18 protein-coding genes and 1 other annotated feature are annotated in these 22,978 nt (G+C 38.3%); all 18 genes read right to left on the reverse strand.

What is annotated here, in order from left to right:
• Positions 1-101: 101 nt before the first annotated feature.
• Complete coding sequence (locus HMPREF1040_RS04110; RefSeq protein ID WP_007392648.1) at positions 102-743, reverse strand: sigma-70 family RNA polymerase sigma factor; 642 nt, start codon at positions 741-743, stop codon at positions 102-104.
• Positions 744-760: 17 nt separating this feature from the next.
• On the reverse strand, positions 761-5,059 hold the full coding sequence (locus tag HMPREF1040_RS04115; protein WP_036257558.1) for a translocation/assembly module TamB domain-containing protein: 4,299 nt from the start codon (positions 5,057-5,059) through the stop codon (positions 761-763).
• A 63-nt stretch (positions 5,060-5,122) separates the two neighbouring features.
• Positions 5,123-6,565, reverse strand: a complete 1,443-nt coding sequence (locus HMPREF1040_RS04120; protein WP_007392660.1) for a TolC family protein — start codon at positions 6,563-6,565, stop codon at positions 5,123-5,125.
• Positions 6,566-6,579: 14 nt separating this feature from the next.
• Positions 6,580-7,815: an MlaD family protein gene (locus HMPREF1040_RS04125; RefSeq protein ID WP_007392651.1), complete on the reverse strand. Its 1,236-nt coding sequence runs from the start codon at positions 7,813-7,815 to the stop codon at positions 6,580-6,582.
• Positions 7,802-8,563, reverse strand: a complete 762-nt coding sequence (locus HMPREF1040_RS04130) for an ABC transporter ATP-binding protein (protein WP_007392640.1) — start codon at positions 8,561-8,563, stop codon at positions 7,802-7,804. Before HMPREF1040_RS04130 ends, HMPREF1040_RS04125 begins: the two co-directional genes overlap by 14 nt.
• Before the next feature lie 9 nt (positions 8,564-8,572).
• Entirely contained in the window at positions 8,573-9,334 is a 762-nt protein-coding gene (locus HMPREF1040_RS04135) for an ABC transporter permease (protein ID WP_007392661.1), read from the reverse strand.
• Between the two features lie 220 nt (positions 9,335-9,554).
• Positions 9,555-11,501 (reverse strand): SpoIVB peptidase S55 domain-containing protein, encoded by a 1,947-nt coding sequence (locus HMPREF1040_RS04140; RefSeq protein WP_007392669.1) that lies wholly within the window; start codon positions 11,499-11,501, stop codon positions 9,555-9,557.
• 12 nt (positions 11,502-11,513) lie between these two features.
• Entirely contained in the window at positions 11,514-11,804 is a 291-nt protein-coding gene (locus HMPREF1040_RS04145) for a biotin/lipoyl-containing protein (protein WP_007392637.1), read from the reverse strand.
• 10 nt (positions 11,805-11,814) lie between these two features.
• Positions 11,815-12,891, reverse strand: coding sequence for a rod shape-determining protein (locus HMPREF1040_RS04150; protein ID WP_007392682.1), 1,077 nt, complete (start codon positions 12,889-12,891; stop codon positions 11,815-11,817).
• Positions 12,863-14,131: a UDP-N-acetylglucosamine 1-carboxyvinyltransferase gene (gene murA / locus HMPREF1040_RS04155; RefSeq protein ID WP_007392681.1), complete on the reverse strand. Its 1,269-nt coding sequence runs from the start codon at positions 14,129-14,131 to the stop codon at positions 12,863-12,865. The genes HMPREF1040_RS04150 and murA overlap by 29 nt, the downstream gene beginning before the upstream one ends.
• Positions 14,132-14,299: 168 nt before the next feature.
• Positions 14,300-15,265, reverse strand: coding sequence for a class II fructose-bisphosphatase (gene glpX, locus HMPREF1040_RS04160; protein WP_007392656.1), 966 nt, complete (start codon positions 15,263-15,265; stop codon positions 14,300-14,302).
• 183 nt (positions 15,266-15,448) lie between these two features.
• Positions 15,449-16,726 (reverse strand): serine--tRNA ligase, encoded by a 1,278-nt coding sequence (gene serS / locus HMPREF1040_RS04165; protein ID WP_007392676.1) that lies wholly within the window; start codon positions 16,724-16,726, stop codon positions 15,449-15,451.
• 207 nt (positions 16,727-16,933) lie between these two features.
• Positions 16,934-17,572, reverse strand: a complete 639-nt coding sequence (locus HMPREF1040_RS04170) for a histidine phosphatase family protein (RefSeq protein ID WP_007392668.1) — start codon at positions 17,570-17,572, stop codon at positions 16,934-16,936.
• A gap of 9 nt (positions 17,573-17,581) precedes the next feature.
• Positions 17,582-19,174, reverse strand: coding sequence for a phosphoglycerate dehydrogenase (serA, locus tag HMPREF1040_RS04175; RefSeq protein WP_007392653.1), 1,593 nt, complete (start codon positions 19,172-19,174; stop codon positions 17,582-17,584).
• 22 nt (positions 19,175-19,196) lie between these two features.
• Complete coding sequence (gene serC / locus HMPREF1040_RS04180) at positions 19,197-20,270, reverse strand: 3-phosphoserine/phosphohydroxythreonine transaminase (RefSeq protein ID WP_007392650.1); 1,074 nt, start codon at positions 20,268-20,270, stop codon at positions 19,197-19,199.
• Positions 20,271-20,305: 35 nt separating this feature from the next.
• Positions 20,306-20,500, reverse strand: a binding site (T-box leader).
• Between the two features lie 91 nt (positions 20,501-20,591).
• Positions 20,592-21,539: a hypothetical protein gene (locus HMPREF1040_RS04185; protein ID WP_007392658.1), complete on the reverse strand. Its 948-nt coding sequence runs from the start codon at positions 21,537-21,539 to the stop codon at positions 20,592-20,594.
• Between the two features lie 16 nt (positions 21,540-21,555).
• On the reverse strand, positions 21,556-22,143 hold the full coding sequence (gene pyrE, locus HMPREF1040_RS04190; RefSeq protein ID WP_007392678.1) for an orotate phosphoribosyltransferase: 588 nt from the start codon (positions 22,141-22,143) through the stop codon (positions 21,556-21,558).
• Positions 22,144-22,149: 6 nt separating this feature from the next.
• Complete coding sequence (gene pyrF / locus HMPREF1040_RS04195) at positions 22,150-22,863, reverse strand: orotidine-5'-phosphate decarboxylase (RefSeq protein ID WP_007392673.1); 714 nt, start codon at positions 22,861-22,863, stop codon at positions 22,150-22,152.
• Positions 22,864-22,978: the final 115 nt, after the last annotated feature.

Here is a 22,978-nt window from a genome sequence, read left to right on the forward strand (position 1 = left end):
ATCCTATAAAGAAGCCTTTTTTTCAACAGATAAAAAGTTTCAAAATGAATATATTAACCATACATTCATTCTGTTTGCTCTTTTTTACTCAACGACAATACTCATTTACTCTTCTTTTTCTCTCTCATCAATTGACTCACCATACCTCGAATCCGCCGAATGCCTTTCTGACGCAAACGATATACATAGGATACGCTAATTTGCAATTCTTCCGCAATACTTTTTTGTTGCCGATCTTGCAAGTATACGCCTGATAGTACGACTTGTTCTTTTTCAGGTAAGCGTGCAAGTAATTTAATAACATCCTCAAAAAGAAGTTTATTTTCCGTTTGAGTAGTAACATCATTAGCACTATCTATAATATAATCTTGGATCATATGACCGTATTCGTCTTCCTCATTCAACGATTGATACATATGTCGTCCCTCGCGTTGCAAATAATGTAAAATTTCGCCACGAATACGATGCACTGCATACAAAGAAAAGGCAATACCTTTTTCTATTTGAAAACGCTCCACCGCATCTATAAGTCCCAATGTACCTTCTTGAATAGCATCTAATTGCCATTCAGTCGGCATAGATAAATGGAGCACTTCTTTAAAAACCAATGGCTGATATTGCTCAATCAACTTTGCTCGGGCAGCAATATCTCCTTTTTCTTTATACGCCTTCCAAAGTCGCATTTCTTCTTCTCGCGATAAAAGAGAAATCGTATTGAGTTCTTTTAAATATGAAGTTAACATACAACTTCCCTCCCACATCAAAACATGTAACGATATGTACCACCTAAATATAATGACTTACGGGACTTCCAAGCATTCAAACTAAGTCCCCGCATTAAATCATATTCTACTCCTAAACGATTATCTTTATGATTTAAGCCAAATGCAGCAGTTAACATGATATTATCCCGTACATACTTACCCATTTCAATATTATAATAATTACGACTTAAATCCGTATTGCGATCATTCAAATTTAATGAACCGTTCGTGACAATCAATCGATCCAATGATAAAGCCTGTTCTAATTTTTGTGTAATACCCAAACTATTCAGTGTCATACGAATACCTGAATCAAATAATTGATGTATACTTGTATCATCCAAAGTACTTAACTGTTTACCATTACTGTTTCGCAATGTGATCAACGATACAATTTGTGTTTTTGTAAGCGGTGGATTCGAACGCAATACCAAATCCATCTGATCTGCCGGTCCTCGCATAATCAATGTAACATCATATTGACCAACTTTACTATACCCTTCTATATCCATCACGGGCAACAATGACTTACGTTGTGAAAAATCAGCTTGAGCCTTCGTTATCTTAAAATTGGTATCTAAATACCGAATAGACCCAGATTGGGCGACAAATTTTCCAACCGCATGAGGTTGTAAAGTTGTTCCTTTAAACGTAGATGTACCCTTTATCATTAAATCATATATTGCAGAATTATACAACCGCACTGCATTACCCGCCGTTACAGTGAAATCTAACCCGAGCGGGATAGTAAAGGTGCTGTCCGAAACCACTAATGGAATACCCATAGTGACATGTTCCAACATAACATTTCCACTTAATTTAGGCATATTTTTTCCATTTTCAAGACGCATATGACCTTGGAGCGGTCCCTTATAGTATTTACTATCTACATACAAATGATCTGCATCAACTTGTATCTGATAAGAAGTAAACTGCCACCCCTTCCACGCACCTTTACCCATAACCGTAAGATGTCCTGGCTTAGACGTGCCTTCTTTATCCATATCACCCGATATATTTATATTTCCCTTTTGTCCATTAAATGAAAGCACCCCCGTTAACTTCCTTAACGGATATTTCAAATCTCTAAACTGAATCATACCATCTGTAAAAGCAATATTCCCCTGCAGCAATGGATGGGACACAGTTCCACCTAAATTAAGCGTTCCCTTTACATCCCCTTGTGCTGATTTTACCAAAGGAGTGATAAACGTTAATGCATCTAAATTCGCATTATCCAATTTCAAACTAACAGACATCGGTTCCATAGAATCGGTTCTACGCAACGTTTCCAACGGAATCATTCCATTAGCACTAATACGATATTTACCCTTAGAAACATGCACTTGATTAAGAATTAATTTTCCTTCTTTAATATTTCCCAAGGCATATACCTTACTAAAAGGAATATGATTAAAAGTTCCCTCACCTATCTGTAACGACACATCTGCCTGCACTCGTTTATTCTTTCGCCGCACATCTAGCACAACATCCATCGGAGCAACCAGAGGAATATTATCTCTACCCACAACAGAAAACAACGCTTTTGAAGAAACGTTTTTCAATGCAACCTGCATATTAACAGGTCCATTTGTCGTATATACTCCTTTCGCAGCAAATATAGTTTGACCACTCTTAAATGTAAACGTATTGATATTTAACTTTTTATTATCATACATAATATCAATAGGAGCTGGCTCTACAGAATATCCTGCAATATTTCCTTCAGATATCCAGCCTCTCACGGCAATTTTAGGGTGCGTCAAATAACCGTCAAGAAATATATCACCATCTACCTGCCCAGTGATATGTTGCAATGGAACATTACTAAATTGAATCAAGCTAGGTATATTCCCCTTTTCAACATGTCCTTCTCCGCGTATCCGCTGCGTTGCAATATCATACTGGAGCCACGAACTAAACGTACTGTTCTTTTGACGAAACTGAAACGACTGCAACGCAATTTTTTTTCGATGATAATAAATATCGCCCTGTATATCTGTCAAAAGAGTATCCCGAATCGCCAATTTTTTTCCGCTAAAACGTCCTTCTAAAATCGGATCTGTTACCGCCCCCCTCAAATGAAGTTGTAATTCCATCTTCCCCCGAGGAATATTGTCATTTTTTTTAAGCAAACGATATACATCTATATTCGTGCCACTCAGAGATACATCCCATGTCTTTCCTATATTACCCTTAAATAAGAAATGAGCATCATAAGCGGTACCGCTTCCTTCTTTAAGTGTCCAAATAGAATTTTTTCTCGTATAAGTACTTTTAATTTGTTGATACAAATATCCCTTAATAGAGCCATCCCATAAAGATATATTGCCCTCTATTTGAGGATTCATTAAAGTACCCCTAATCTGCATTTGGTTATTAACCCATCCTGTAATGCGTGGCAATGATTGAGGCACAGCTTTTAATAAATCTTCTACACGCATTTTCGTTGTATCAACACGAAGATTTACTCGATTATTCTGAATATTAATATCTCCTTGAATTGTATGGCGTCCTTCGTCATATTTCCACACCAAACGAGGAATGTGTATTTGTTTTCCTTGCCCTTGTAATACGCCGTCCACTTCATCATATTTCATTGAAGCAATACTTCCTCGTTCAGCATGTATATTTCCATTCCATTGCCATAATTTACCTACTATATGACCCGACCCATTAATCAAACCATGAATGCGTATAGGTAATGAAATACCTAATTTATGCACTGCGATTTGTTGTGCCTGAACCCATACATTAGGCGTATTATGTATAATGTCAAACTCTCCATGGGCCAACAAATAACCGTCACCTAAACAAGCTCGTAAAGAATGTATGAAAACTTTTCCTTGCTGATATCGTCCTTGAAAACGCATCGTGGGAATATGTACCCCGTAAACATTCAACCGCGTACCTTCGCCCACCATTTGCACATTTAAATTGTGCCAATCCAATCTTCCGTTTAGTACGACATCCGCTGCTGTAACCGTTCCCTTTATGGACGCTGGGATCTCTGGAATATGCCGTAAGTCAAGAGAAGCTATGTGGGCCTTTCCCCTTATTTTCTTTTGCTGTATAGCATAAGAAAATTGACCTTTTATCTGCCCATTTCCTATCTGTGCTTGCACATTATCAAGAGAAATATAATTCTGATCTGCTTTAATATTCATGCCCATCTGACGCACATGTAATTGTCGATACTGTCCATTTCTTATCTTTAAACGACCTAATACATGAAAATCATCAATTGAACCATTCACGGTTCCAGAAAAATCCATCTTTCCCCGTATATCCTTAGGTATATACGCATGAAAAGCTTGCATATTGGCATGTCTAAGATCTATTGCCATTTGTACCGTTGGTGAAGTCCCTGAAAAATTGATTTTTCCTGCAATTTGAAAATCCTGTCCATTTATCAACCCTTGAATACGTTGTAATTTAATTTCCTTCGTATTAAAAACAATGTGTCCCTGACTTTTTGCAAAACGTATATTTTTTATAACACCTTGAAGATGTTGCAAGTCTACTTCTCCTTGAAGTTGCATAGGCCCATTTTTCTTTGCTATCCCCAACCGTAGCTGCTGTAACTTTCCCCGCTCGATAACGCCTGACAGCTGCTTAGCATTAAACACATAATTTACCCACGGAGCATCAATTTCATCACAACGAAACTGACCTTGCCATACATTGGGATTCGTATACTGACCTAACATACGAAATTTTTTCCCTTGCAATGTCCCTTCACTAGAACCAACCCATTGAGAATTACTATTTTTTTTCACAGTACCACTACAAGTTTCTATCATGACAAGTTGTCCATCTGCTAATCTCAAGCGTACAGTACCATCATGAAAAACTACATTACCACCAAACCTAGATTCAACCGGCCGATTGTCCTTTTTCACTAAAGCCAACACATTCCATGTATGATCTTCCGTCTCTTGCCATACATGAACTACTGGTTTTTGTATTTCAATCAGATCAATAGCTTCTACCATGCTTTGCCCTTGTAAAACACGAATCATCTTAAAAGGACTAACTTGTATAGACAGATGATTACTCGTTAGCACGAGGCGGCCTTTATTATCTTTGACAAATGGATGTTGCAATATAATTCTCCCTCTCCAGTCCATAGAAAGAGCTGCAAATCCACATGTTCCATTTAGCTTTTTATTTATTGTCGTCTGTATGATCGTAGATGTCTTGTATATCATAGCTGGTTTTGCCACTTGAAATATCCCCAGTCCCAAAACCACACATACGCCTACCGCACCTATGACAATTTGTCTTTTTCTCACCTTAGTCACCCATCTATACTGCTTATCTATTATCCCTAAAATATCTCTACATTAATGATTTTATTACGGACGAATCACACCTGAATATGCATCTATACCCATCGCTTGCTCTAACATAGCAATGCCTACATTATAGTCATATAATGCTTGAATATAATTAATTTTCGCTTGATTTAAAGCCAATTGTGCATCTAACACATCTAAATTAATACCTACACCAGCTTGATAGCGCACCTGCGATATTTTAAACCCTTCCTTAGCCTGTGTAATAGCTGCTTTCGCCGCATCCACCCTCTTTTTTGCACTAGAAATAGCTAGATACGCTTGTTTTACTTGTAGCGTAACACTTTCACGAACTTTTTGATCCATTTCATTAGCCTTGAAAAAATCTTGCTTAGCCTTAGCCATTTTAGCTCTTGCAATACCCCCATCAAATAGCGAATAAGAAATTTCACCACCTACACGCCACGATGAATGAGCCGTTCCAGGAAAAGAAGTATCTTTCCACTCTTGACTCAACCGAATGCCCGCCTGCGGACGCGTGTCCCCTTTCATCAAATCAACATACACATTCGCTTTTTGAACTGCTAACGCTGCTTGCAATACTTCTGGTCTATATTTCATAGCATATTGCACCGATTCATCAAGAGAACGCGAATATGCAGGAAAAGGAAGTGTGTGATCTTGTAATACTAATGCCGTCTGTAAAGGCACTCCAACAATATTACTCAATTGATCCGATGCCAGTGCCACATCGTTAAGGGCGGACACATTTTTTGTTTCAGCCGCCGCTAAAGATACTTCTGTATTCAATACATCTAATTTTGCTACTGTTCCAGCCGTATATTGTGCTTTCACATTTTTTACATGTGCCTGTAAATTTTCTACCGCTTCTTGATAAACTTGTTGCACTTCTTGTGCTGCCAAGACCTTAAAATATCCCTTAATAGCATTTAATTTAATTTCCTGTTCAGTTTTTAATACGCCCTCTTGTGCATCCATTTTTTCTATATTTGCTAATGTAACTGCATTTTCCAGACGATTGCCCGTATACACAGGAAGCGATAAACTCAACGTATGACCAAACATATTCATGCCATTATGCTCACCTGTACGCCCAGCGGAAAAATTATACTCTATTTTAGGCATTTTTCCTGATTTCGCTTCAGCAATCGCACAATCCGATTGTTTTAATGTATAGTAGGCCACTTTAACATCACGATTATTAGCTAAAGCCAGGCGTACCGCTTGTGATAATGTTAAAGATAACGTATTCCTATTTGTATCTTTTCGCAATGCCGATACCGTTTTTTTATTAGAAATAAAATGATGCTGTTTTGTTATCTTATCCGCTACTTCTTGCCGTATCAACGGTGTCATATCTACTGGGCGAACCATCGCATAATTATCCTTATTTAACGCTACTGAATTTGCCGCCCCCGCAGGTAAACAACAAAGGGAAAATACTACCCCCCATATCATTTTTTCTTTAATATGCCTTGTCATAAAAAACCTCCATCTTAAAATACGTAATGCACACCGAAATAATTTCCACCGCCCTCGCCTTTCATAGGACGTATCGCTTGACCTAAAATATATACATTCTTAGATACTCGATATTTACCCTTCATCCGATATTGCCATTGATTGGGATTATATCCTTCTAAAGATAATTGAAATACTTTTTTAGGAAACAAATCAATGCCTCCACCTAATTCTCCATTCACCAAACCCCAACGAATATCAAAAAAAGGCCGATGTGTTCCATATTGCAAATTCATTTTTGTTCGATTACCAATTCCCTCCGCACCTAAAAGAAAGAAATTATTATTTTTCTCTACTTTAAAAGTAGCATAACCATAACTTTCTTTAGATGTATTATTATATAATATTCCCGCTTCACCCGTTGTGTTCAATTCACGATTTCCCGATAATAATTGATTTACTTTTTGTGAGATGGCGGCAGTATTTTGTAATGTCATTTGTAAATTCTCTTGTGTATGCGGATCTCCTGTCACCTTGGCAAATGAATTAGCAATCATCGTTAATTGTTTACTCGATTCATTCATATTTTTTACAAGAGAACGAATATTATCCGATGTCGCTCCATCACCATCTATCCGTTGCAAAGAACTATTCATCTGTGCTGTAAGGTCTGCCATATTTTGAGCAATTGCTCTAATATTACCAGCATTTGCTTGCAACATCGCATCCGTCTGAGCCGTAATATTATTAATATGAATCATGGAATCTCGTATAGCCGCTTGCGTTTGCGAATCCCCAATAATCCGATTTACATTCACTACCATTTGATTCGTATTTTGAATTAAATCATTCGCTGTATTCACCAAGTCATCCATACTTTTACTTGATGTGCCTAATACATAATCACCCTCTTGTAATCCTCGCTCTTTATTGCTCCCAGGTGTAATATTAATAATTTTTTCACCTAACAGCCCATCAGTAGTAATAGAAATAGGGGAATCTTTAGGAATTATCACCTGTTTATCTAATTTCAACACAACATCTACTCCACTACTTGTTGTTTCTACCCGTAACACTCGACCCACATTGACCCCAGCATACCGAACGGTATTTCCCTTTTGGACACCCTTTGCATCTGAAAAAATACTATGTACTTCATATCCAGGTTTACCTAAAATTTCTGCTTGTGCCAAGTCGATAATCGTGTAAGAAAATAAAATTACCCCAACAACTGTAACCAATCCAACTTTTGCTTCACTACTCCACTTCATTTTTATAATCCTCCATATTCGGAAGCATTCCACCATGAATAAAGATTTGAATATCTTTATCTTTCGTTTGTTTAAATGTTTCCTTATCTGCAATGAGTTGAAATTTTCCTTGTTTTAAAAAAGCCATCCTATCGGCTACCGAAAAAGCAGATGTCATATCATGCGTAACAAGTATCGATGTAACTTTTAATTGCTGTTGTAACGATACAATCAATTCATTAATCGAAGCACTTCGTAACGGATCCAAGCCAGCCGTAGGTTCATCATACAAAATAATTTCTGGATTTAACGCAATAGCACGAGCCAAACTCACTCGTTTTTTCATCCCCCCCGATAATTCATTGGGCATTTTATCCTCTATACCTACTAACCCAACCAACGCTAATTTTTCTGCTACAATGCGTCGAATATCAGGTTCCTTTAATGATGTATGTTGGCGTAAGCCAAAGGCAACATTCTCTCCTACTGTCAATGAATCAAATAACGCCGAATATTGGAATACCATTCCCATGCGTCCACGAACTTTATTCCATGCTTGTTCAGAAAGCGATGAAAGTTCTCTTCCCTCTAAAAAAATCTGTCCGCTTGATGGTTTTTGCAAGCCTATTAAAATTCGTAATATCGTACTTTTACCTGAACCACTAGCTCCTAAAATAGCCAATGTTTCCCCTTTATGAATATCCAAAGAAATATGATCTAAAATAATCTGATGCTCATAAGCCAGAGTAATATCTCGTAATGATATCATCTATGCCCCCTAATATAAAATAACCGATAAAATATAATTACAAATAAAAATAAAAATAATGGATGTAACTACCGATTTTGTTGTCGCCTTCCCTACTCCTTCAGCCCCACTTTTAGCATGTAAGCCCTCATAGCAAGCAATAATAGATATAATCCCACCAAAAAACATTGCTTTGATCAATCCATAAATAATATCCGTAATTGCGGTCAATACTTCAATTGAATTAACATAAGTAAAGTGGGCAAGACCGGCACCAAAGACAGCAACAGCATATCCTCCAGCCGTCCCAATAATATATCCATAAAATGCTAGTAAAGGCACCATACAAGTACACGCTACAAAGCGAGGTACTACTAGATAAGCAATAGGATTAACCGCCATACATCGTAATGCATCAATTTGCTCGGTAACTTTCATTGTGCCAATTTCAGCAGTCATAGCTGCACCAACTCGTCCCGCCATGACTACACCAGTTAAAATAGGACCTAATTCTCGTCCCATCGACACGGACATAGCCCCTCCTAAGGTTGCTTGTGCTCCATACCGAAGTAAAATATCAACAATTTGTAATGTCATGACCATACCCGCGAACAATAACGTTAGCGTAACAATGGGTAATGAATTTACGCCTAATTGAGCCATTTGATAAATCGTTAATTTCCATTGTATTTTAGGCAATTGTTTTATCGTTTGTCCCCATAAAATGGTGATAACACCAACTTGTTCTAATATAGACAAAACAAACTTACCAATACTTTCCAATACAGCCATAACTCCCCCTTCATATAAAGTGCAATCTATGTTCCTGCTAACTACTATTGTAAATATAGTTCATATGTACTGATATAATGATAATATCATTATATCAGTAAGACGGCAATTGTTTTACAAAATGTTTCATCTATATGACATACTTATTACACCTATAAAAAAAAACATTCGATATTTCTTTTTAACAAGACATATCGAATGTTTTATTTCAAAAAATAAGTCACCTATAATTAGATACATCAATCACTTTTTCTTGATGCGATGTATCTTCTTTTTTACCTTTTTCCGATTTCTCCGAGGTAGATTTTTCTGTTGTCGATTCCACTTCTTCTTTCATAACCGCTTTTGCCATCTTTTTCTGACGATGTCTAGCTAAATATGCATTCCGTTCTTCTGGACGTACCACTTGCAATGATATCTGTCCATCTCCCACAACAATATAGGGAGTTTGGGCCATGGATTTAGCTTCTTTTTTATTATCATCTTTTAATTTATGCTTATTCGGTTTCACCAAATCCTCTGATTTCGTAGGAGTGTCTTTTCCGCTAATTTTCACCTTGCCAGGACCTTTTTCGTGATCAGGAACCATGCTAACATCTTTTTCCAATATTTCTACCACTACATCATTATTAGCCTCTTCTTCTTCAATCTTCTTTTTTAAATCGGCAAAACTTTTATACTTGCGTAAACGAGCTAAAATTTCATCCGTTAAATTATATTTTTGTCGTTCTATCAAATAAGGCAAAGGCATCACACCCCCACCTCGTATTTCCAAAATCATTTCCCCTAAAGGTTGATCTTTCGGCACAGTAAAACTCATGATTTGATGTACATCTTTGCCTCTATACGGATGTAATGTAATATTTAAAAAAACTTCATCTCCTGGACTAACTACTGCTGGAGCAGCTGTCGCATCCACTATACGTGCTATTTTTTTCGCTTGTGAAATACGCATGTGCATATTGATATCTAACACAGGATATTCTACAAATTCATTATGCTTTAACAGATCCACTACATTATATAATTCATCAATACTTTTTTCATTAATATTATCAGCTGAATAATACATATTATGCCGAGAAACAGTATGGGTCTCTCCCGTTGTACTACGAATTGTATATTGTAATGTAACTGTACCGCCCCCTACTCTATCAAGGGCTTTATTAACCGTATTATAAATTGCCGTAGAAGCCAAAACGGGAGTTAATTCATTATCTTCTATAATCTTAACCCGTTTCACCAAAGATACACCTGTATCTTCATCATCTACACGTATTTCAACCGGAATTCCTGTCGCAAGAGAATGCTGCACTCCCGCAATACCCGCGCCACGATCTTGATCAATATTGCCAATTTCAGCACCAATAGATCCCAATTTAAAAGACGAATTAAGGTTATTTACAACAGTAAAAATATATGCATTATGCATAAAGTAATGCGTACTTCCTTTTTTTAAAAATGGATGCCCAAACGCTACGACACGATCCTTATCAACATAAGTAACCGTACCAATAGCACCCATTTTCATATCACCATTCACAAAAGCTGCGGCCACTGCACTTCCTGGTTCTAAAGTAAAAGTGCGTTCATCGATTTCTGAGGTAGGTGCATCAACTGGTAAAAAATGATACTGTGGCAATTTTTGGGTCATCCAATCCAAAGAAGATGCATCAAAACCAGATACCATCAATGGAGTAGCAATCGGTACTAACGATTCTTCCCGTGCATTAAATGGTCTAATTTCTTCACTCGTAGGCGTATCCCATAACTTTACCATATCTGTTATAGGCGTAATCATGCCTAAACGAGAATTTGAAAAAGCCCAACCATAAGCTATCGCACCTAATAACTTTCCCTGAATATATACAGGGCTACCACTCATACCTTGTGCAATACCACCAGTACGCTCTATTAATGGTCCAGAAAAACGAGCTAATATTAAATCCCCCGATGGGCCGCTATTTTTCATTACACCTAAAATTTCTACAGGAAATGTTTCAATTTTATGCCCATGAACAACCGTTTTTGCATACCCCGTCATCCCTTCACGAACATCTTTCACCTGCATAAATTCTTGTGCTTGTACTACCGTAGCTACCATCCCTAAAAGAACAAGCAAAGAGATACTAATAAATATACATATCTTCGTTTTTATCGTTTTCATAAATAACTACCTTTATACTTCCTCTACTATAACAACTACTCTCCCCTGTTGAATTGCTGTTCCAGGTGTGACATATACCGCTTTTACAACCCCTTTGCCATTAGCCCTTGCGGCTGCCATGGGTCCTGCTAACGATTGAATCGTCACCAATACATCCCCCTCATTCACAGGCCTCCCTACAGTAACAATACTCGCTACCGTACCTGCTAATACGGATGTATATGAAACTTCAGCCGCTGCCACTGGAAATGTAAAAAAACTAGCTAATCCAAAAAAAGCAATGATTTTATAAAGTAACTTCATTGTTTTCACCCTATCCTTCTGAAAAACTATCTTTTAAACGTTGCATCTTATACAATGTTTTTCCCGCACCTTGTATCACACAGCGCAACGGATCATCACAACAATATGCCGCAATGCCAGTACGATCCGAAATAAGGCGTTCTAAGCCATGTAAAAGCATACCTCCCCCAGCCAAAACAATTCCATGATCCATAATATCCGAAGCTAATTCTGGAGGTGCTTTTTCTAATACTTCTACAATCATTTTTATAATTGCTTCTACATGTTCTTGTAAAGCACTACGTATCTCCTGCGAATCCACATCAACTTGTACAGGTAGCCCCGTTTCACCACTTCTTCCTCGTACAACAACATGATCCTGTTGCTTCTCTTTTAACACAGTACCAATATGAATTTTTAATAATTCCGCCGTTTGTCGTCCTATAATAATATTTTTTTTCTTTTCCAAGTACTGACAAATAGCTTCATCAAATGCCTGTCCACCCATACGCAAAGATTCGCTAAAAACAATACCGCTCGCACTAAGAATCGCTACGTTAGTAGTACCTCCCCCTATGTTAACCACCATAAAGCCATTCGAATTTGTTCCATCAAGACCCGCGCCAATAGCCGCTGCCAAGGTTTCTTCCATTACCACAATTTTACCTGTTCCAGCTTGCATACAGGCTTCTATTACCGCACGACGTTCTACATTCGTAACACTAGCAGGAACACTAATAATAACATTAGGTTTAAACAACCACGGCCGACCGATCGCTTTTTGTATAAAATACGTAATCATGTATGCTGTCGCATCATAATCAACAATGGCACCCTTTTGTAATGGATAATACGCAGAAATATTACGTGGTGTCCGCCCCAACATATCATAGGCCTCTTTGCCTATAGCAACAACACGATGCAACAGCGTATCTACAGCAATAACGGCTGGCTCTTCAACTACAATTCCACGCCGCTTTACATACACCATAATATTTGCCGTCCCCAAATCAATCGCAATATCTTGTTTCCACCACGAACGATGCCAGAACGAAATATTTAACAATGCTTGTCCCTTGTTATGTTTCTTCCATCTCAACCCTAACAATGTCTGCACCTAGCCTTTGTAATTTCGCTACAAGATTATCATAGCCTCTATCAATATGATATAAATAGCCCAATTCAGTCCTACCTTCCGCTACTAATCCCGCTAAAACGAGAGCCGCACCTGCACGCAAATCTGTCGCATTAACGGCAGTTCCACGTAACTGCTCCACCCCCTTAATAATCGCACTTCGTCCCTCAATGATAATATTAGCTCCCATTCTCTTAAATTCATCTACATGCATAAATCTATTTTCAAATACCGTTTCCGTAACAACACTTGTACCTTTACAAATAGTAGTTAACGCCATAAACTGTGCTTGTAAATCCGTTGGAAAACCCGGATACGGTAACGTTTTTATATCCGCTGCAACAAGCGACGTATTGCCGATAACACGAATACCGTCAATTTCTTCTTCTACGGTTGCACCTACTTCTTTTAATTTAGCAATAAGTGGTTTTAAATGTTCTGATAGTGCATTTTCGACAAACACATTCCCACCCGTCATAGCTGCCCCTACCATAAACGTACCAGCTTCAATACGATCGGGAATAACCGAATGCACTGCACCATGTAACTGCGGCACCCCTTCAATACGAATTACATTCGTACCTGCACCGCGAATATTGGCTCCCATACTATTTAAATACGTAGCTAAATCAACAATTTCTGGTTCTTCGGCCGCATTTTCTAATACCGTTTTTCCCTTTGCCATGGATGCTGCCATCAATACATTTTCCGTAGCACCTACACTTGGAAAATCCAAATATATTTGAGCTCCTTGCAACCCATTCGGGACTTGTGCCTCAATATTACCGTCTTGCAACGTAATTTGTGCACCCATCGCCTCAAATGCCTTTAAATGCAAATCAATAGGTCGTGCACCAATAGAACATCCTCCCGGCAACGATATACAAGCTTTCCTTTTTCGTGCTAATAACGGTCCCATAACCAAAAATGATGCACGCATACGCCGTACTAAATCATAAGGAGCCTCTGTATTATTTAATGACGATGCATCAATTTTTAACACTCCTGAGCGTACCATTTCAATGCTAATTCCTAATGAACGAATTACCTCACAAACCGTGTACACATCTGCTAACTTTGGAATCTCCGTTAACGTACTTTCGGTTGTACCAAGCATAGATGCTACAATAATGGGCAGCACAGCATTCTTTGCACCACTAATGCGAACCGTTCCATGTAACGGATTTCCACCCCGAATAACAAGTTTCTCCAATTCCGGTGCCTCCTAATAATAATGAGTCAAGTATATATCTAATGTATAATGCTATACATCATAACGCTTTTACTATCAAGTCATTGTACCATAAATACCCCAAAACTAAAAGTGTTTATATTGAAAATACGACTTGACTGACACCCCTATTACCATCCTCACTATTACTTATAAATGAATACTCCATTTGCTATCCCGTTCAAACCGATGGAATGTATCAATAACTCGAATAGTACCACTCTTATACCGCATTACCACCGACATCGTACGTGCACCACCACCAAAATACTGAATACCTCGCAATAACGGCGTATTCGTAATTGCTGTAGCAGAAAAGATACAATCATCCCCTTTTACCAAATCATCTAAGGTTAATATACGCTTAACATCGGTAATCCCCATAGCCACACACCGGTTATATTCTTCATCCGTTGCTGGCAATAATCGAGCCTGCATATCTCCACCTAAACATTTTAAAGCAGCTGCTGCCAATACCCCTTCCGGTGCGCCGCCAATCCCCATCAACACATGCACACCCGAACCTTCAATTCCGATATCAACTGCTGGTGATACATCTCCATCTGTGATTAATTTAATTCTAGCTCCAGCTTCTCTGCATTGATTAATCATATCTTGATGACGTTCCCGATCTAAAATTACTACCGTAATGTCATCAATACTACGTTCTAACCCTTCGGCAATACGTCGCAAATTTTCTGTAACCGGTTGCGTTAAATCAATACGCCCTTTAGCACGAGGACCTACACATAATTTTTCCATATACATATCTGGAGCATGAAGTAAATTTCCCTTACCAGCAATAGCTATAACAGCAATTGAGCCATCTTGCCCTTTAGCCGTTAAATTAGTCCCCTCTAGAGGATCAACCGCAATATCTACTGGCGTACCACCTGCACCTACTTTTTCACCAATATAAAGCATTGGTGCTTCATCCATTTCCCCTTCTCCAATAACTACGGTTCCATCAATAGGTACCCCTGCTAAAATAGCATGCATACCATCAACCGCCAATTGATCCGAGCCTTCTTTATTTCCTTTTCCCATTAAGCGACCAGCACGTACTGCTGCGGCTTCCGTCACCCGTACAAACTCTAATGTTAATAACCTATCCATAATAGCTGCCTCCTTTGATCAATATTTTCCTACTCTTTACATAATTCTCTTTAATATTGAGTATTCCTCTTATTTTCTCCGCAAATAAAAAGAGCCTATCTTATCCATATTCATTACCATTCTATCTAAATTACGATAAATGTAACAAATACACTCCTTATCATAGACTCTTTTTTTATAAAATTATTTACGAATGACATCACAACGCATATAAGGACGTAACACTTCCGGTACAACTACACTGCCATCCGCTTGTTGATAATTTTCTAAAATCGCTGCAACAGCACGACCCACAGCAACACCTGAGCCATTTAATGTATGTACATATTCTAATTTTCCCTTTGCTTCTCTACGAAATCGTATATTCGCACGACGAGCTTGAAAGTCTTCCGTATTCGAACAAGAAGAAATTTCACGATATTTTCCCTGTGCGGGAAACCACACTTCAAGATCAAATGTTTTCGCTGCAGAAAAACCAATATCACCCGTACAAAGGCAAACCACCCGATAGGGCAATTGCAATGCTTTAAGAATACCTTCTGCATGATTTGTCAATTTTTCCAATTCATCATAACTTGTTTCAGGCGTTGTATACTTAACCATTTCCACTTTATGAAATTGATGTTGTCTAATTAAGCCTCTCGTATCACGACCCGCTGATCCTGCTTCTGCACGAAAACAAGGTGTCATTGCTGTAAAAGATATAGGTAACTTTGCCGCATCAATAATTTCTCCGCGATAATAATTTGTAAGTGGTACTTCCGCTGTCGGAATTAAATACATATTTGCACCTTCTACTTGTAGCGCATACATATCTTCCTCAAATTTGGGTAACTGCCCTGTTCCTGTCATAGAATCCTTATTCACAATATACGGAGGTATAACTTCAGTATATCCATCTTTTTCCGTGTGTTGATCTAACATAAAATTATACAAAGCACGTTCTAAGCGAGCTCCCATCCCCATATAATAATAAAACCGGGCTCCCGTAACCTTTGCCGCTCGTTCTGCATCCAAAATACCTAATTGTTCACCAATTTCCCAATGATTTTTCACCGTAAAGTCAAAAGATGGAAGAATGCCCCATTTACGAATTTCCGGATTATCCTGATCATCTTTTCCCACGGGAACAGATGAATGGCACATATTCGGAATCATAAGTTGAACTTGCCGCAATTGTTCTTCCGTTGCATGCAGCTTTTGATCTAATTCCGCAATTTGCTCACCTAATTTTTTCATAGCCGTAATTTCTGCATCCGCATTTTCATGATTTTGCTTTAATTTAGCAATTTGCTGTGTTACCGTATTTCGTTTGTTTTTCATTGCTTCAACTTCTTGAATCAATGAACGCCGTTGTCCATCTAACGTTACAAATGCGTCTATATCGACATGAGCATTTCTATTTTTTACGTTTTCCTTTACCGCTTCTACATTTTCACGAACAAATTTTGCATCTAACATACGTGTTCGTTCCTCCTTATTACCTCTCTACAATACAATTCTCTATACATCAATCAAACCGTATCAAAACAATTATATACCTCTATTACTATACTATAAAACTAGCCTTTCTTACAACATTCTTTTCTAACGCATCCACCCACAACGAGAAAAGCAATTGATTATTACTATATCAAAAGGTATCTTTTTCTTACACCACATAACCATCTATAATCCCTTTTGTTCCATTTCGCAAAACAATACATTACGATGAGAAACAGAATTCAATAAAACAATTCGCCATGCCTGTTCTGTTCCTTCAAGAATATTAATACAAGTATTATCTTGTTTTATTTGCCAAAAATGACTCATATCCAACCCCAGCATAGAGCAAATCATCACTTTATTTACTGCATCATGAGCAGCTACTAATATCGTTTTCCCCTCATATTTATAACAATATTCATGTAATGCGTCCTGAATCCGGCGTTTCATATCCGCTAAACTTTCACCATTCGGCATCGTCACCAAATGTGGATGTTGATGCCACTGTGTATAAAGTTCAGGATATGTCGCTTGTACTTCATCTACTAACATACCTTCCCATTTACCATGATTAATTTCGATTAACCGTTCATCTGTATGGACGGGCAAGTCATGTAACTGAGCACAATATTGTGCCGTTACTTTTGCACGATGCAATGGACTTGCCACTACCGCATCAATCGCCGTCCCTCGTAACGCTTCAGCAACTTGCTTCCCCTGCCGTTGTCCTGCTGCACTTAAGCATGTATCTTCTTGCCCTTGGAATCGTCCTGCTACATTCCATGTTGTCTCACCATGTCGAATTAATATAATCCGTATCATCTTATCTCCTTAATGTATTTCACAATGAATTAATGTAATATCTAAAATCCCCTCAATTGCACGCAATTTTAACATAATATCGTGAGGAATATCTTCTGCCACAGCCACTGCCATAATATTAATATCAGCTTCCGTCATTTTACCTACTTGCATACCCGTAATATTAATTCCAGCCTGTCCTAAAATAGTAGAAATTTGACCAATCATATTGGGTTGATTGCGATGCGGTGCCAAGATCAAATATCCTTCAGGCGTAAAATCTAACCGCCAATTATCAATTTGTACTATTTTCGGTTCCTTCTTATTAAACAACATTCCTACAATAGCATGTTCTCCCTTTTCTGTTTTAATCCTAACAGTTACAGCATCCGTAAAATCACCTGATTGTTGGGACTTAATTTCTTTAACCGACACATGTCTACTCTTTGCAACATCGGCCGCATTAACAAAATTAACAGAATCTTGTAAAATCGGATTCAATGCTCCCTTTATAGCCGCTGTAGTCAATAACCTTGTTTCTGTTTCAGCTAATTCTCCCGTATATTCCACTTGAATCTCTTGCATCGGTGCTGATACCAAGTACGCACCCATCGTTCCCATACGCTCAACTAGATTAAAATATGGTTGAATTACATTATATACATTAGGCGGAACAGGTGCCATATTAACCGCTGTCGGTACAGGTTCTCCTTGTAATGCTGCTATAACCCCTTTTGCCACATCCATCGAAACGCCAATTTGAGCTTCTACTGTTGAAGCCCCTAAATGAGGCGTCAACACCACATTATCCATCCCAAAAAAAGGATTTATCTCTTGCGATAAAGGTTCTTCCGGAAATACATCCAAGGCCGCTCCAGCAACATGCCCACGCAAAAGAGCCTCAGCTAACGCCTTAATATCCACAACTTTCCCCCGCGAAACATTGATAAGACGGACCCCCTTTTTCATTTTACGAATTTGCTCTGCTCCAATCATATTCCGTGTTTCTTTCGTCAAAGGCGTATGTAACGTAATATAATCAGATTGTTCCAAAAGTGACTCCAAATCCATCAATTCCACACCAAGTTGTATACCCCGTTCTCTGGGGATATACGGATCATAGCCAATCGTCCTCATTTCCATCGCCTGCATGCGTTTTGCAATCCGCGAACCAATACGACCTACGCCAATAATTCCAATCGTTTTATCTTTTAATTGAATTCCCGTAAATGCTTCGCGTGTCCACTGTCCTGCCATCAATGAATAATGTGCCTGTGGGATATGTCTCGTAATAGCCATAATCATAGCACAAGTATGTTCCGTTGCCGCAATCGTATTCGCTGTCGGGGCATTAACTACAATAATTCCCTTTCGCGTAGCTGTTTTAATATCAATACTATCTACACCAACGCCGGCTCGTCCAATTACTTTCAACTTAGTTGCCGCCTTTATAACCGCTTCTGTAACATGCGTCATCGAACGAGTAATAAGTCCATCATATTCTCCAATACACTGAATTAAATCGGCTTCTTTTAAATTCATTTTTACATCTACATCATATCCATGCTGACGCAATAAATAAATGCCCTCTTGGGCTACATCATCACTTACTAAAATTTTCATTGCCGTACCTCCTATACGTGCACTAATGTGCTTGCTGAAATGATTTCATAAAGGTTGCCAAAGAAGCACAACTTTCTTCGGTTACTGCATTATATAAAGAAGCTCGACACCCCCCTAACAACCGATGTCCTTTAAGCCCAATCATATTATTTTGAAGAGATGCTTGTAAAAACATTTTTTCTAATTCCGGTGTTGCTAAATGGAATGTAATATTCATAACACTTCGCGACTGTATATCTGCATGTCCACGATAAAAGCCATTGCTTTGATCAATTACCTCATAAATCATATCTGCTTTTTCTTTATTGCGTTGTGCTATTTTTTCTACCCCACCTTGCTGTTGTACCCACTGCAATACTTTATAAATAAAATAAATGCAAAAAACGGGCGGCGTATTATATACCGAATGATGTTTAACATACGTATCATACCGCAACATATCAGGAATATCCCTTTTAGCTTTGTCTAAAAGCGTATCTTTTATAATTCCTACAACTACACCCGCTGGTCCAATATTTTTTTGTGCCCCCGCAAATATTAAGTCAAATTGAGAAATAGGAATAGGTCTACTTAAGAAATCACTTGATAAATCACCAAATAACGGAATATCAACTTGTGGATATGTCTGCCACTGTGTTCCATGAATCGTATTATTTGACGTCAAATAAATATAATCCGTTTGTGCTTTTATTGCTTGTGGCAATACCCGCGGAATGTGCGTAAATCCTTCTGCTTTAGTAGAAGCCACTTCATATACTTCACCAAACGCAGCAGCCGCTTTCATCGCCTTATCAGACCATACTCCTGTATTAATATACCCACCACGACAATGCAAAAAATTAAGTGCATGCATAACAAACTGCATACTTCCCCCACCTTGCATAAAAACAATATGATAGTCCTTAGGAATATGCAATAAATCCCGTAATAACGTCTCTGTTTCAGCTTGTAACGTTTGATACGAATCACTACGATGACTCATTTCAATAACACTCATGCCCGTACCTGCATAATCAAGAAATTCTGCTTGTACCTCTTGTAGTACAGATAAAGGCATAGCCGATGGTCCTGCATTAAAATTATGAACTCGTTTCATCCCTATTCCTCCTCAAAAAAAAGATTCCCATCCCTAAAAGGGACGAGAATCTATTCCCGCGTTGCCACCCAACTTGCTATAATAGCCTACTTGATATCGCTATAACAGGCGATTCCTGTCAAATTCATCATTTGCAGCTCCAGAGCGGACACTCTTATCTTCGCACTAACTTACACCACCGTTAGCTCTCTATAGCGAATAATAAAATTATTCTCTTTCATAACTATTTTAATTATTCAATAAATTAAACTTATTATAAATATCCTTATCTAATTTGTCAACAAAAAGTAGAATATACTCATATTTTAATGACATATGTCATTAAAAGTGTAAAATCGACCAAATCGAATGAGCCGTTGTCACCGTGGGTAAATCAACAAAGCCACTAGGTTGCGGTTGTATAATCATAAACACCAAGGCCGCTACAAAGGTAATGCCCATGGTGATATAAGAAAAGGCTCCTTTTTCACTATACGTATACATACCAAAAAAACGAATCCCCAAAGAAGCTCCGATTGTAGCAAACAATGCAGCTAAAGAAAAATAGCTATAAAATCCATATGATGCCACTAAAGCGACAATAATAGCAATATTAATAACCATAGAATACATCCGTGATAAGACAGTTATTTCCGTCCGTTTCATTGCTTGTAACCAATCTGCAATTTCCATTCCCGTTAATCCCGTCAAAAACGCCGTGCCATATAATATCGCATCCCACGATTTACTAAACCGGCGTCTATCGCCAGCAAACCACATCAAAAGAACTATGCCAACAACCACTATCCCTACTACGGCAAAATAATACTGAGTAGGAATAACATGCACCACTCTAACTCCCACTACAGCCAAAATTGAAGCAATAACAGCCATCCGAATAATTTGATTTCTTGACGGTCGCACCTTTACAGGTAATGCCTGATACATTTTTGCAAATATTTCCGCTAAAAAAACAATGACAAAAAACACAATGCCAAAGAAAGGATTTACCAACGCCAAAGCAAAGGTAATAACAATAGGAATCAAAAATTTAGCTCCCTTAAAAAACGTAAATGTTTGAAATTGTACCGGATATTTTTGTGAATAAGTCGTAAAATACGTAAACGCATTAAACATTAATAATGCCGCCACCGCTTGCTCTGGAATTGCGCCCATATACAAAAAGATAAAAATCATGCACATACTTAAATTCATACCTGTTAGGCGAGAAAAAACAGCACTAAATAAACCTGCTCCTACAAAAGGAAGAATGATCATAACACTTTCCATTGCTTTATTTCCTCCCTTATTTTAAATGATGACTGCCACGTTCTGTAATCGGTACCCCGTCCTTACATAACGGACACATATCAGGTTTATAAGTAGGTACGGTTAAATGCAATAATGCTTCCACTTGCTGTTGAGGCACCCCAAATTCAGCTTTATTTCCACTACGATCTACTAATAAACCTACACCTACAATTTCTCCAGCGGCTTGCTTTACTACATCTACAACCTCTCGTACAGATCCACCCGTAGTCACAATATCTTCCACAATCAAAACCCGTTCGCCTGGGGCAATGCGAAAACCTCTACGTAACGTCATAACCCCATTTTCTCGTTCCGTAAAAATAGCCCGTGTTCCTAACGCTTTTCCCACTTCATGTGCTAATAAAATCCCCCCCGTCATAGGCCCGATAACAACTTGTACGTGCTTATCGGCAAACCGACGAGCTAATTCTTTACACAACATTTCTGTATATTCGGGATGTTGTAACACATTAAATTTTTCTACATAAAGAGGACTATGTAATCCCGATGTCAATAAAAAATGCCCTTCTAAAATAGCCTTTGTCTGAATTAATAATTTTTTAACATTCTCTTCTGTCATCATATATATCTATACCTCCCGTATTTCTTCTATTATTTTTTCTGCTGCCTCTTGAGGATTAGTCGCAGCCGTAATCGGTCTTCCTATAACCAAATAAGATGCACCATTACGCAACGCTTGTGCTGGTGTAGCAATACGTTTTTGATCTTGTGACATAGAAAAAGCTGGACGAATCCCTGGAGTAACAATAAGAAAATCTGAACCATATTGCTGACGAACCACCTTGGCTTCATGCGGAGAAGATATCATTCCATCAACTCCTGCCAACTGGGCAACTGAAGCCAAACAGCTTACTTCTTGCGATACATCAAAAGCACCGCCTATTTCTTGCCAATCTTTCGTATCCATACTAGTCAAAATGGTCACTGCTAAAATCTTCGGTCGTTTAACCCCCTTTATCTCCGCTTCTTGTTTTGCTGCTTCTACCGCAGCTGATAACATCGTTCTACCTCCTAATCCATGTACCGTGACTAAATCAACGCCTAACCGCGTTAAAGCACGCACACTCTGTGCTACCGTATGAGGAATATCATGTAACTTTAAATCCAAAAACACCTGCTTATTTGCTTGTTTCAAATAAGTAATTGCGTCAATGCCAACACTATAAAATAACTCCATTCCCACCTTATAAAACGATACGCTATCGCCTAACTGGGTAACCATCTGCTTCATATCCTCCATCGTATGCATATCCAAAGCTACGATAATTCGCTCATCTCTCATCAATACGCCTCCCATCAAAACATCACATCGCCTATGCTCTCATATATTCTTTTCATTATGTCATGCTATCTTCCCACTGTCAACGAATGAACACAAAAACCAATCAGCTCCTTTC

It is taken from the genome of Megasphaera sp. UPII 135-E, assembly GCF_000221545.1.
Classification (GTDB): Bacteria; Bacillota; Negativicutes; order Veillonellales; family Megasphaeraceae; genus Megasphaera; species Megasphaera hutchinsoni.